This is a genomic window from Burkholderia sp. L27(2015), from assembly GCF_009765705.1.
Lineage (GTDB): Bacteria > Pseudomonadota > Gammaproteobacteria > Burkholderiales > Burkholderiaceae > LMUX01.
This window is the reverse complement of record NZ_LMUX01000021.1, coordinates 1273231-1285244: the sequence shown is the minus strand read 5'-3', so window position 1 is coordinate 1285244 and position 12014 is coordinate 1273231. Positions and strand designations below refer to the sequence as shown.

Here is a 12014-nt window from a genome sequence, read left to right as displayed (position 1 = left end):
TCGCCTGCACTTGCCGCGTTGTTGCTTAAGGGCCATGACGAGCCGAAGGATTGGCTCACGCGTGCGATGGACCGGGTCTTTGGTGGCTTCTTCCGCGTCTTCAACAACGTGTTTCATCGCGGTTCGGAGCGTTATGGTCACGGTGTCACGCGCGTCATCGGCCATAAAGGGCTGATGATGGTGGTGTACGCGGTGCTGCTGTGCGGCGCCGTGGTGATGGCGAGGGTGGTGCCGGGTGGCTTCGTGCCGGCGCAAGACAAAGAGTATCTGATCAGCTTTGCGCAGTTGCCCAACGGCGCGTCGCTGGATCGCACCGAAGAGATCGTGAGACAGATGACCGCGATCGCGCTTAAGCAACCGGGCGTGCAAAGTGCGGTCGAATTTCCGGGTCTATCGGTGAACGGTTTCACCAACTCGTCCAGCGCGGCCATCGTGTTCGTGACGCTCAATCCGTTCGATCAGCGTCGTACGAAGGCATTGTCGGCGGGTGCGATTGCGAGTGCCTTGAATAAGCAATACAGCACCATCAAAGGTTCGTACATCGCCGTGTTCCCGCCGCCGCCGGTTTTGGGCTTGGGGACCTTGGGTGGCTTCAAGTTCCAGATCGAAGATCGTGGAGCATTGGGCTACGCCGCACTGAGCGATGCGACGCAGGCGTTCCTGAAGCGTGCCGCGCAAACGCCTGAACTGGGACCGACGTTCTCGAGCTATCAGATCAACGTGCCGCAATTGAACGTCGACCTCGATCGGGTCAAAGCCAAGCAATTGGGCGTGCCGGTCACGGACGTGTTCAATACGATGCAGATCTATCTGGGCTCGCAGTACGTGAACGACTTCAACCGCTTCGGTCGGGTCTATCAAGTGCGTGTGCAAGCCGATGCACCGTTCCGGGCGCATGCCGAAGATATCGGTCTGCTTAAAACCCGCAATGCCAACGGCGACATGATCCCCTTGTCTTCGCTGGTCAAGGTGACGCCGACCTTCGGCCCCGAGATGGTGGTGCGCTACAACGGTTACACGGCCGCTGACATCAACGGTGGTCCGGCGCCCGGTTATTCGTCGGGACAAGCGCAAGCCGCTGCTGAACGCATTGCAGCGGAGACCTTGCCGCGCGGGATGAAACTGGAATGGACCGACCTGACGTATCAGCAAATCATCACCGGTAATGGCGCGCTGTGGGTGTTCCCGATCAGCATCTTGCTGGTGTTCCTGGTGCTCGCCGCGTTGTACGAAAGTCTGACGTTGCCGCTGGCGGTGATCCTGATCGTGCCGATGAGCTTGTTGTCCGCGCTGTTGGGTGTGTGGTTGACCAAGGGCGACAACAACATCTTCACGCAGGTGGGTTTGATGGTGCTGGTGGGGCTGGCCTCGAAGAATGCGATCCTGATCGTCGAGTTTGCGCGTGAACTGGAAATGCAAGGCCGCAGCATCGTGCAGGCCGCTATCGAAGCGAGCCGCTTGCGGTTGCGCCCGATTCTGATGACCTCGATTGCGTTCATCATGGGTGTGGTGCCGCTGGTGCTGTCGTCGGGCGCAGGTTCGGAAATGCGTCACGCGATGGGTATCGCTGTGTTCTTCGGGATGTTGGGCGTGACCTCGTTCGGGCTGATGCTGACCCCCGTGTTTTACGTGTTGCTGCGTAAATTGTCCGGTAGCAAACAGCTGGTCGACAAACACGGTCACAACCCGCATGTGCATGGCATCGATGAAGCGGGAATCTGAGAAACACTATGACAAATATATACAAACGTTCTTTCGGTATTCCGGCTTTACTGGCCTCGTTGCTGGTGGTGGCGGGTTGTTCGCTGGCACCGGCTTATAAAACCCCGGCGGCCGCTAACCCGCCCGCCTTCAAGGAAGCCGCCGTGCTGACCCCGCAGGAAGCGGGTAGCTGGAAGCAGGCTCAACCTGCTGAAGATATTGCACGCGGCGAGTGGTGGAAGGTGTTCGGCGACGCGCAGTTGAACGACTACGAAACGCAAGCGCTGGCGGCCAACCAGAATCTGGCGGCGGCCGCCGCGCGTTTGAAAGAGTCCCGTGCGATTCAACAAACCGCGAAGGCCGCGCTTTACCCGACCCTGGGCACCGGATTCGGCCCGGCGCGTCAGCAACTATCACCGGGCTCGTTCGGCGTAGTCAACGGCGTGGGCACCGCGCCGCAGACTGTCTGGACCGCGCAGGTCAATAGTTCATATGAGGTCGATCTGTTCGGCCGCGTAGCCTCGACCGTGAATGCAGCCAAGGCCGACACACAGCAAAGCGAAGCGCTGTTTCGCTCGGTGCAGCTCGCCTTGCAAGCTGACGTCGCGCAGAACTACTTCACGCTGCGGCAACTCGATGCGGAGCTAGACGTGTTCAATCGCACGGTCGAGCTGCGACGTCAGGCCCTGGACTTTGTCCAGCACCGCTTCAATGCCGGCGACGTCAGTGAGTTGGACTTGGCGCAAGCCAAATCCGAGCTGGCCTCGGCGCGCTCCGACGCGATGACCGTGGTGCGTCAACGCGCAGCCTCCGAGCACAGCTTGGCGGTGTTGTTGGGCAAGGCACCTGCTGAGCTGACGGTGGCGGTCAATCCGCTCACGCCGGTCGATGTGAAGATACCGCCGGGCCTGCCGTCTTCGTTGCTGGAGCGGCGCCCGGACGTCACCGCCGCTGAGCGCGCGATGGCTGCGGAAAACGCACGCATCGGCGTGGCCAAGGCCGCGTTCTTCCCGTCGCTCACGCTCACCGGCATGGGCGGTTTCGAATCGGCCAATCTGGGCAGCCTGTTCCTGTGGTCAAGCCGCACCTTTCTGCTCGGGCCGTTATCGGGCACTTCGTTGAATCTGCCGATCTTCGATGGTGGCTTGCGCACCGGCAACCTGGCCAATGCGCGTGCGAAGTATGAGGAAGACGTCGCCAATTATCGGCAACAGGTGCTGGTTGCGTTCCAGGAAGTCGAGGACAACCTCGCCAACCTGCGGGTGCTCGAAGACCAGACCCAAGTGCAAAACCAGGCGGTGCAGGCTTCGGCACGTGCCGCGCAGCTCTCGCGCACTCAATACGAGGATGGCTCGGTGGCGTATCTCGAGGTGATCGACAACGAACGCACGCTCTTGCAGTCGCGTTTGGCTTCGGTACAGTTGCAAGGCGCACAGGCTGTGTCGACGGTGAACCTGATTCGCGCGCTCGGCGGTGGGTGGGGCGATATGCCGGTGGCAGCAGCGAATGCGACCGATGGTGCCGCACCTGGTGCAGCGGCTAAGCTCGCAGCTCCGGCGGCCAGTACGGCAGTCGCGCAGAAATAGCACCGTGTGAAGGGATCGCGTCGCCGCGAGCATAACCTGGCACTTTGTCTTCGCTTAGAAGACGGGGTGTCAGGTTTTTTTTCGAGCGGTGGCGGTCGGGCGAGCTATGTGCGAAACCTACGTCGATGCGTCAATGCGTGACGGGATCGACCGTTAGCACGTGCCACGATTGCTTGCCGACACAGTCGCAAAAATAGTCGATATGGGGATGCAGCTCGTTTTCGGCGCACCATGCAGCGAACGTGACCCAGACCGCGTGATAGGGATGGCCCGGTTGGCTGATGCCGTTTTCGCGTTTCCAGCGGTACGTCTGGAGGACAGCCGCCACGGCCTCGCTGTGACCGTTGCCGATAATCATAGGTTTGACTTCGATGCGCGCGAGAATGGAACTCGTGAATTGAGTGATCGCCATATGAAAAAAATCTTTTACCACCTGCAAATCGCGCTCGGCGCATATGCCTTTTTCAGCGGCCTGCTGCTCCAACTGAAGTAAGCAACTGGCCTTTTTTCCGGCAACTTCGGTTCGAAGTATTTCGCCCAGGGATGGGGTGGACATGGCGGCCTCCTGCTGATTCTGCTTGGATTTTAGTATAAACCGCCGATTCCTCGCGAGCCACTGCGTAGAAACCCGCTGGGGCGCGGTTTAAGGCACATAGTGGGGCCGCGCCAGCCATCATTGTTGTTTCGAGGCGAATGATCGTCGTTCACGAGTCCATAACGGCCTTTCTCGCTCGTTGCGTGCGTTGCCGAACACGCTGCGTCGCTACGCAAGCCGAGAATGATTTCACCCAAGCGCGGAATCGATGCGCTTTCTGCGAAACGCGGGGGAGATCATGCAAACAGTGAACTATAAGTACCAGGGCCATTCGATCATCATCAGCATGACCGAAGAAAGGTGCGGGCGGTGGAGGTGGGCCTACGCGATCGATGGGAACGGTTATTGGCAGTGCGAAGACCGTCCGCGTAAATCCTATGAGGTGACGTTGAACCTGGCGAAGCAGAACGCGGAGTTTGACGTGAGCCACTTGGAGTGGACGTCGCCACAATGAAGCGACCATAGTTCACGACTCATAGTTCACGATTCACAGTTCAGTTTCGTACTTCAGTTTCGCATTGGGTAGAGCGACGCCAGGGCGGAAAAAGAATGTCGCGGGCGCTCGGAAAAGCCTGGCCTGAAAACAAAAAAACCGCTGCAAGCTTACGCTGGCAACGGTTGTTTGTGCTGTGTTTCGACTGAATTGGTTGCGGGGGTAGGATTTGAACCTACGACCTTCGGGTTATGAGCCCGACGAGCTGCCAGACTGCTCCACCCCGCGTCCGTCGAAGAGAAGATTATAGCCGTTTGTGGAAGCTGGCGCAACAGCTACCGGCCTCTGCTGGCGAGCGCGAGGCATGAGATCGAGGGTTGCTGGCCCCGATTTCTTTGCGTTCTCGGCGTACCACGTCGACCTATCACGCGCATTATTGCTCGGCCCAAGTATCATCTCGACATCGCGCATTTCTGCGTGCGCTTGTTCGTCCTACGCTGATTCGTTCTACGCTTGTTCGTTCTGCTTATTCGTCCCGCTTATTCGTCCCGCTTATTCGTCCCGCTTATTCGTCCCTTAGGGCCCGCATGTTCCACCGTAACCGTTACCGATGAACTCAGCGGACCTCAAGTACCAACAGCGTCTCAAAACGCGCGCTCGCATTCTCGATGCAGCTCGCACGATCGTCTCGCAATCTGGATATACAGCACTCACCATGCGACGCCTCGCGCTAGCGGTGAATTATTCGCCGGCGGCACTGTATTTGCATTTCGCGAGTCGCGAAGAAATCGCACTGACCTTGCGCGATGAAGCACGTTTGGCTCTCATCGACGCGCTGCTTGCAGCATTGCCTGCCACAGCGCCGACGCCAACCTCCGAGTCTGAGCCCGAACCCGAACCCAAAGTCCGCTCGTTGGCGGCGGCCCGACGAGCGCGGCTCACCGCGCCACGCGAAAGTACACCCTTGCTACGTCTAGCTTATGCATGGCTGGCATTCGCGCGTGCCTATCCGCATCACTATCAACTGGCTCTACTCGAACCGCTCGCCGCGTCGTCGCTTGCTACTTCGCTTGCCACCTCGGTCGCCACTTCAGCCGCCACTGCAGCAACGAGCTCGATCACCAGCCTGCTGCAGCCGATTCTGGCGGCCGTCGAAGCATCGCCTGCGCTGGCCGGACACAAAGCCCAGCGCCGCTCCAGCCTATATCGCCGCGCGCTCCAGACACACGCCGAATGGGCAATGGCAACACTGCACGGCGTAGCAAGCCTTGCGCTGCTACAGCCCGACTTGCTCGATCACGGCGCCGAGTCTTTGCTTGATGCAGTCTTACCCGTTCTCGAAAGAGGGCCGCTGCAGTGGCTGCCTACTTGACGCTACGTCAAATCGACTTGGATGCAAGCCATTACAATATGCCTAGGTCCTTACATCTACTCCTTGCTCTCTGTCATGGTGACCCCGCATGAATCAACCTGCTGATGTTTCAATCTGGACTTCGCGTCCCGAGGTTTATCCTCATCTGGAAAACGGGATTGGCTATCTCGCACTGAATCGGCCCAAGGCACTCAATGCGCTATCCGATGGCATGGTGCGTGAGATGAAAGACGCCTTGCAAACCTGGCGCGACGACCCTGCAGTATTGGCCGTGGTGGTCTACAGCCCGCATCCGCGCGCCTTTTGTGCGGGCGGTGATATCCGGTTTTTGTACGACAGCTATCAGCGCGACGAACAGGCTTCGATCGAAGCATTCTTCGTCGATGAGTACCGCATGAATCATATGATCTTTACCTATCCCAAGCCCTATATCGCGTTGATGAACGGCGTGGTCATGGGGGGCGGCATGGGTATCTCGCAAGCGGCCGGGCACACCGGCGGCATGCGCATCGTCGGCGCGAGCGCACGGCTGGCGATGCCGGAAACCAAGATCGGCTTGTTTCCCGACGTCGGTATCAGCTGGTTTTTGGCGCGTACCCCGGGTTGGCTCGGCACGTACTTGGGCGTGAGCGGTAATCTGATTCACGCGCCGGATGCCGTCTATGCCGGCTTGGCCGATGTACTCGTGCCTGACGCGGCGCTGCCCGCGTTGCTCGAATCGCTGCGGGCCACGCGTTTTCAGAGCGCCGCCGAAATTACCGCGCACCTGCATGAACAGACGCGCGCTTTGAGCGCCGCGGGCGAATCCGATGCTGATGCCAATGTCAAGACGGCGGGGACCTTGCGGCAGCATCGCGAAGCGATCGACCACCATTTCAGCCAGCCCGATATGGCTACGCTGATCGCGTCGCTGGATCGGGCGGCACAGGCGGGCGACGCGTGGGCCAGCCAGACCGCTGCCGAACTGCGCACGCGCTCGCCCTTGTCGATGGCGGTTTCGCTGGAGTTGATCCGTCGTGCGCGTAGCTTGTCGATGGCCGAAGTACTGCGCACCGACCTGGATTTGGTCGCCTCCAGCTTCTCCAAGGGCGACGTGATCGAGGGCATACGCTCTGTCATCGTCGACAAAGATCAAGCGCCGCGATGGAATCCTGCCAGCATCGAAGCCTTGAGCGCCCAGACCTTGGAGTCGATGTTCGTCAGTCGCTGGGATGCAGCGCAAAACCCGCTTGTTGGGTTGAAAGATTAGTCGATAGCAGCGGCGCAGTAGGGTGCCTTGGGCAGGCGCCTAGGCAGGCGCTGTAGTGTCATCGGGAGGTACACGATGAATAGCCGTGGGACTCGGGCCGAGAGGCTTCGAGCCCACGGTTTTTTTTGGCCTATGGCCGCTGTGCGGCTCAGTATCTGGAGCCGGCGCGGCAAATCAGGAAATCAGAAAACCAAAGCGCAAATAAATCGTTCAAATCCCTGGCTCGAATCCCTAGACTGGTTGCCTGATCAAACGCTATTCGCGCGCTCGGTCCTGACCCGGATACAGAGCAACCGGCACCGGGCGACGCCATTTGAGGGGTAAGCAACGATGTCCTATATTGTGACGATTTCCGGAAGTCCCGCCGCGCAGTCGCGCAGCACGCATTTGCTGGGCGCTGCCGAGCAGACGCTGCAAAAGGCGGGAGCGGCCGTACGTCGCATCAATGTCCGCGAATTGCCGGCCGCCGCCTTGCTCCATGCCGACGCTGCCCATCCGGCATTGCGTGCGGCGCTCGAATTGGTCGAGTACGCCCAAGCCGTGGTGATCGCAACGCCAGTCTACAAAGGCGCTTACAGCGGTTTGCTGAAGACATTTCTCGATCTGCTGCCGCAGACCGCGCTGGCTGGCAAAGTGGTTTTGCCCATCGCGACGGGCGGCAGTCTCGCGCATCTGCTGGCGCTCGACTACGCGCTCAAGCCCGTCATCTCCGCATTGGGCGCACGACACGTTGTGACAAGTGTGTTTGGCACCGACCGCGAGGTGTGGTGGACCGAGGCCGGCGGTTACACTTTAAACGACGAAATTGCCGCGCGTCTCGCGCAGTCGACCGCCCAGTTGCATGGCGTATTGGCCGAACAGGCCGAACTGCGGACGTATCGACTACATCTGAGCGGGTTCACAAAGGCCGTCACTGGCGTGGGCGAAACCGGGCCTGCGGCTGTGCTCGAAACTGCCCATGAACGAAACACGGCGACGCGTCGAACCGGTGCGGACGTGCGGGCCCATATTACTTCGATTACCGGTTGAAAGACCCCTCTGTGGAGTTTTGCCATGAGTATCAGCGCCATCAACGTGCGTAATCAGTTTAAAGGCCACATCAAGGAAATCATACGGGGTCCGGTGGTGTCCGAGGTCGACGTGCTAACGCCATTCGGCATCGTGACGTCGGTGATCACCACACGTTCGATCGATGAGCTGGAGTTGAAGGAAGGCTCGGAGGTGGTCGCGTTGGTGAAGTCTACGGAAGTGTCGATCGCCCGCTTGTGAGTGCGGCGTAAGATAGCGAGTCCATGATGAACAAAAGCCGGCGCGCCTGAAGAGGCGCGCCGGCTTATTTCACTTCCCAGTGTCTTCGGCACCCATCTTGCTCACCGCATTGAAGCGCAACGCCAGCTCCTGGCGCAGTTTTTTGCGCAGCACCGCGGCGTCGTAACGGCGCTTTTCCTCGGGCGTAAACGGCCGCAGCGACGGCACGGGTACCGGTTTGCGGTCGTCATCTACAGCCACCATCGTGAAGAAGCAACTGTTGACGTGGCGCACTTCCTGCGTACGGATGTTTTCAGCCACCACCTTGATGCCGACTTCCATCGACGATGTGCCGGTGTGGTTGATACTTGCCAGGAAGCTGACCAGTTCGCCGACGTGAATCGGTTGCAGGAACATCACCTGATCGACACTCAGCGTAACCACATAGCGTGCAGCGTAGCGGCTTGCACATGCATAAGCCGCTTGATCGAGCATTTTAAGGATTGTGCCGCCGTGTACATTGCCGGCGAAATTGGCCATATCGGGGGTCATCAACACGGTCATGGTGAGTTGATGGGCTGGCATATCCATAAAGAGTTTCCTGAACTAGACTTGACGGGTTACGGGTCGGTTATGGGTTGGCACGGGTTGGCTATTAAGCCGACTCTTGATTTTAACGAAGCGTAGCATGTTCATGCGCAGCCTAGCGGCGATTTAAAAATAGGGGCGGCGGTGAAAGGCTGGCGGCTGCTGCGGGTTAGTCGCTAGGGGGAGTGTTTCGGGTTGGGTGTTTTTTCATGCTACGATAAAAAAAACATCAATAAGTGGAGACCGAATCATGAATCCAGAGCGCAAACAGATTCTTGACGAAATTGTTCAGGCGGTGGCTGATGCGTTTCCCGAGGGGGCGCAATTTTCCTGTAGCGACGAGAGCGACTGCAATTTTGTCGCTCGCTGGAAATTGAAGGGGCAGCCTGCCAATCTGACGCAGACGTCGCGGCCGGTCATCGTGCGATTCGCCGATACCACACTGCGTGCTTACGGGAAATTAGGTCAATCCGAAAAAGACGCGGCGTTCGCGCATCTGTTGCAACTTATACGCAAAGAGATGGCGGAGTATGACGAGGGACGTGGCGCCGAGCGTGGGGACATCCGATCTCCGCATGTCATTCAGACGGCGCTCGAGCTCTTGGAGCAATAGACTGCGCATTGCGCGTCGATTGAGGGTGCAGCTCTACGGAATATTGCGCCGGGGTATTGCGCGGGTATTCCGATCCAATGCGGCAATAACAAAAAAGCCCGCCGATGAAGGCAGGCTTTTCTATTATTTCTTTATGGCAGTTCAGTGGGGTGACCGATGGGGCTCGAACCCACGACAACCGGAATCACAATCCGGGACTCTACCAACTGAGCTACGGCCACCACTGATCTTCATGGTTCGCCGCTAGCGGCTCCCCTAAAGAAACGAGATTATACAAAGTTCACCGTGGTTTTGCTAGTGCTTCTCAGTGCTTTTTCTTCGTTGATACGCGCGGTACCGGTTAAAAATTCTCGCGCGTCATCAAAAATGTCCAAATCCGCTTGTGCCAGGCGTCGATGGTCCGACATCGTGCGACGCCAGCCGCGTGCACCGGGTTCACCGTGATACAGACCCAGCACGTGACGGGTCAGGGCGCCAAGGTAACGGCCACTGGCCAATTCGCGGGCTGCATACTCGCGCAGGCCATCCTCGATTTCGGCACGGCTGCGCACCGGGGCGGCGGCATCGTAAAAGCGCCGGTCCACCTCGGCCAGCAAGTACGGGTTGTGATAGGCCTCGCGGCCCAGCATCACGCCATCCACATGTTGCAGATGCATCTCCACTTCGGCCAGGGTCTTGATGCCGCCGTTGATCAGGATCTCCAGGTCAGGGAAGTCGCGCTTGAGCCGATACGCATAGTCGTATTTGAGCGGCGGAATCTCGCGATTCTCCTTAGGACTCAAGCCCTTGAGTATCGCGTTGCGCGCATGCACGATGAATACCTTGCTGCCGGCTGCCGCGACCGTGCCGACAAAATCGCGCACGAAGCTGTAGTCTTCGACATCGTCGACCCCCACGCGATGCTTTACCGTCACGGGAATGGATACCGCATCGCACATGGCTTTCACGCAGTCGGCTACCAGCGTGGGTTCGGACATCAAACACGCACCGAACGCGCCGCGTTGGACGCGTTCCGACGGGCAACCGCAGTTGAGGTTGATTTCGTCATAGCCCCAGGTTTGCCCCAGCAGTGCGCTTTTTGCCAGATCCGCAGGGTCGCTGCCGCCCAGTTGCAGCGCGACCGGATGTTCCTCGGCGTTGAAGTCGAGATGACGCGGCACGTCGCCATGCAGCAGCGCACCCGTGGTGACCATCTCGGTGTAGAGCCAGGTATGGCGCGAAATCAGCCGATGGAAGGTCCTGCAGCGAGTATCGGTCCAGTCCATCATCGGGGCTACCGATATCCGGCGAGGACTGGGTTTCGAAGTTGTATTCATAAAATCAAAGGCTGGTAAGGGGCTTACTGCAGGGATCACTGCGGGGCTCACCGCGGCGCTGGCTGCTGTGTTTGCGACATTGGGGCGTCGCCGATTTTACCATCTAAGCGCTTTGCGACAGGCCTTAGCGATAAACGTCGCAAACCCATGGCGAGCCGGTCCAAATTAACAACAATTTACCTATACTAGACTTCGGGAAACCCTAGAATGGTGAGGTCGTAATCCTATGAGCGCGGGCAGGCACACAGATGCCGAGCACAGAGCGCTCAGCTGTGCACAGGTTTTTACAGCGGGGTTCCTACAGCGATTGCGCGTGCCGGATGGGCGGTGACGCGCATAGCGCCGTGCGACGATCACGTTCGTATCGATCGAGCACGGGTCCTACGAGTCCGTCCCCTGGCTTGAAGCGCGTGCAGTTCGACGCGGCGTTAAGATGTCTGGGGAGTGATGGACCGATCCCACTGCCTAACTGCAACCTTTCACCTTCAGTAAAAGGAAATGCCATGTCTAAACTGTTCACCGCCGCCGGCGCACCTGTGCCGGACAATCAGAACACGCAAACCGCTGGCCCGCGTGGCCCCGCGTTGCTGCAGGACGTCTGGTTCCTCGAAAAGTTGGCCCACTTCGATCGGGAGGTCATTCCTGAACGCCGCATGCATGCCAAAGGGTCGGGCGCCCACGGCACCTTTACCGTCACGCACGACATCACGAAATATACAAAAGCGAAAATATTTTCGCAGGTCGGTAAGAAAACCGACATGTTTGCGCGTTTTTCAACGGTAGCCGGAGAGCGGGGCGCAGCCGACGCCGAGCGCGACATTCGCGGTTTCGCGTTGAAGTTCTATACCGAAGAAGGTAACTGGGACATGGTCGGCAACAATACGCCGGTATTTTTCATGCGCGACCCGCTGAAATTCCCCGACCTGAATCGCGCAGTCAAGCGCGACCCCAAGACCAATTTGCGCAGCGCGGAAAATAACTGGGACTGGTGGACCCAGTTACCCGAGGCGATACATCAGGTCACTATCGTCATGAGCGACCGCGGTATCCCGCGATCCTATCGCCACATGCATGGCTTCGGCAGCCACACTTACAGTTTCCTGAACGCGCAAAACGAGCGTTTCTGGGTGAAATTCACGTTCAAGACACAGCAAGGCATCGAAAACCTGACTGATGCGCAGGCGACCGACTTGGTTGGACGCGATCGCGAAAGCAACCAGCGCGACTTATTCGACAGCATCGAAAACGAGGATTTTCCGCGCTGGACCCTGTTCGTGCAGATCATGCCGGAAAAAGAGGCGGGCTCTTATCAT

The 12014-nt window shown here is 58.7% G+C and carries 12 protein-coding genes and 2 tRNA genes; 9 read left to right on the top strand and 5 right to left on the bottom strand.

Annotated features, from left to right (window positions below):
• Both GSQ77_RS24115 and GSQ77_RS24110 read left to right on the top strand, forming a co-directional pair.
• A partial coding sequence (locus GSQ77_RS24115) for an efflux RND transporter permease subunit (protein WP_254067761.1) occupies window positions 1–1722 on the top strand: 1722 nt, incomplete at its 5' end.
• An 8-nt stretch (window positions 1723–1730) separates the two neighbouring features.
• Window positions 1731–3287: an efflux transporter outer membrane subunit gene (locus GSQ77_RS24110; RefSeq protein ID WP_158905538.1), complete on the top strand. Its 1557-nt coding sequence runs from the start codon at window positions 1731–1733 to the stop codon at window positions 3285–3287.
• Between the two features lie 130 nt (window positions 3288–3417).
• On the opposite strand, the gene GSQ77_RS24105 is transcribed toward GSQ77_RS24110, so the two are convergent.
• The gene (locus GSQ77_RS24105; RefSeq protein WP_158905536.1) at window positions 3418–3843 is read right to left on the bottom strand and encodes a hypothetical protein; all 426 of its coding nucleotides are present in this window, start codon (window positions 3841–3843) and stop codon (window positions 3418–3420) included.
• 277 nt (window positions 3844–4120) lie between these two features.
• Here GSQ77_RS24105 and GSQ77_RS24100 point away from each other — a divergent pair, with 277 nt between their 5' ends.
• The gene (locus GSQ77_RS24100) at window positions 4121–4336 is read left to right on the top strand and encodes a hypothetical protein (RefSeq protein ID WP_158905534.1); all 216 of its coding nucleotides are present in this window, start codon (window positions 4121–4123) and stop codon (window positions 4334–4336) included.
• Window positions 4337–4526: 190 nt separating this feature from the next.
• Here GSQ77_RS24100 and GSQ77_RS24095 read toward each other — a convergent pair.
• Window positions 4527–4603: transfer RNA gene (locus tag GSQ77_RS24095), tRNA-Met, on the bottom strand.
• Between the two features lie 322 nt (window positions 4604–4925).
• On the opposite strand from GSQ77_RS24095, the gene GSQ77_RS24090 reads away from it, so the two are divergent.
• The 4 genes from GSQ77_RS24090 (at window position 4926) to GSQ77_RS24075 (ending at window position 8205) form a co-directional block, all read left to right on the top strand.
• Window positions 4926–5687, top strand: a complete 762-nt coding sequence (locus GSQ77_RS24090; protein WP_158905532.1) for a TetR/AcrR family transcriptional regulator — start codon at window positions 4926–4928, stop codon at window positions 5685–5687.
• Between the two features lie 88 nt (window positions 5688–5775).
• Window positions 5776–6936 (top strand): enoyl-CoA hydratase/isomerase family protein, encoded by a 1161-nt coding sequence (locus tag GSQ77_RS24085; RefSeq protein ID WP_158905530.1) that lies wholly within the window; start codon window positions 5776–5778, stop codon window positions 6934–6936.
• A gap of 330 nt (window positions 6937–7266) precedes the next feature.
• Window positions 7267–7965, top strand: coding sequence for an NADPH-dependent FMN reductase (gene ssuE / locus GSQ77_RS24080; protein WP_158905528.1), 699 nt, complete (start codon window positions 7267–7269; stop codon window positions 7963–7965).
• A gap of 24 nt (window positions 7966–7989) precedes the next feature.
• On the top strand, window positions 7990–8205 hold the full coding sequence (locus tag GSQ77_RS24075; RefSeq protein ID WP_158905526.1) for a molybdopterin-binding protein: 216 nt from the start codon (window positions 7990–7992) through the stop codon (window positions 8203–8205).
• A gap of 69 nt (window positions 8206–8274) precedes the next feature.
• Here GSQ77_RS24075 and GSQ77_RS24070 read toward each other — a convergent pair whose 3' ends face one another.
• Window positions 8275–8775 (bottom strand): acyl-CoA thioesterase, encoded by a 501-nt coding sequence (locus GSQ77_RS24070; protein ID WP_158905524.1) that lies wholly within the window; start codon window positions 8773–8775, stop codon window positions 8275–8277.
• A gap of 247 nt (window positions 8776–9022) precedes the next feature.
• Between GSQ77_RS24070 and GSQ77_RS24065 the strand changes: the two genes are divergently transcribed.
• On the top strand, window positions 9023–9385 hold the full coding sequence (locus GSQ77_RS24065; protein ID WP_158905522.1) for a hypothetical protein: 363 nt from the start codon (window positions 9023–9025) through the stop codon (window positions 9383–9385).
• Window positions 9386–9530: 145 nt separating this feature from the next.
• Here the strand turns inward: GSQ77_RS24065 and GSQ77_RS24060 are convergent.
• Both GSQ77_RS24060 and dusA read right to left on the bottom strand, forming a co-directional pair.
• Window positions 9531–9606, bottom strand: a tRNA-His gene (locus tag GSQ77_RS24060).
• A gap of 48 nt (window positions 9607–9654) precedes the next feature.
• Entirely contained in the window at window positions 9655–10701 is a 1047-nt protein-coding gene (dusA, locus tag GSQ77_RS24055; protein ID WP_158905520.1) for a tRNA dihydrouridine(20/20a) synthase DusA, read from the bottom strand.
• A gap of 503 nt (window positions 10702–11204) precedes the next feature.
• Between dusA and GSQ77_RS24050 the strand changes: the two genes are divergently transcribed.
• A partial coding sequence (locus GSQ77_RS24050) for a catalase (RefSeq protein ID WP_216854937.1) occupies window positions 11205–12014 on the top strand: 810 nt, incomplete at its 3' end.

Bases quoted from the DNA above. Each gene is read 5' to 3' on its own strand.
- GSQ77_RS24105 (WP_158905536.1), bottom strand. From the start codon at position 3,843: ATGTCCACCCCATCCCTGGGCGAAATACTTCGAACCGAAGTTGCCGGA.
- GSQ77_RS24085 (WP_158905530.1), top strand. From the start codon at position 5,776: ATGAATCAACCTGCTGATGTTTCAATCTGGACTTCGCGTCCCGAGGTT.
- GSQ77_RS24090 (WP_158905532.1), top strand. From the start codon at position 4,926: ATGAACTCAGCGGACCTCAAGTACCAACAGCGTCTCAAAACGCGCGCT.
- GSQ77_RS24110 (WP_158905538.1), top strand. From the start codon at position 1,731: ATGACAAATATATACAAACGTTCTTTCGGTATTCCGGCTTTACTGGCC.
- dusA (WP_158905520.1), bottom strand. From the start codon at position 10,701: ATGAATACAACTTCGAAACCCAGTCCTCGCCGGATATCGGTAGCCCCG.
- GSQ77_RS24100 (WP_158905534.1), top strand. From the start codon at position 4,121: ATGCAAACAGTGAACTATAAGTACCAGGGCCATTCGATCATCATCAGC.
- ssuE (WP_158905528.1), top strand. From the start codon at position 7,267: ATGTCCTATATTGTGACGATTTCCGGAAGTCCCGCCGCGCAGTCGCGC.
- GSQ77_RS24065 (WP_158905522.1), top strand. From the start codon at position 9,023: ATGAATCCAGAGCGCAAACAGATTCTTGACGAAATTGTTCAGGCGGTG.
- GSQ77_RS24070 (WP_158905524.1), bottom strand. From the start codon at position 8,775: ATGGATATGCCAGCCCATCAACTCACCATGACCGTGTTGATGACCCCC.
- GSQ77_RS24075 (WP_158905526.1), top strand. From the start codon at position 7,990: ATGAGTATCAGCGCCATCAACGTGCGTAATCAGTTTAAAGGCCACATC.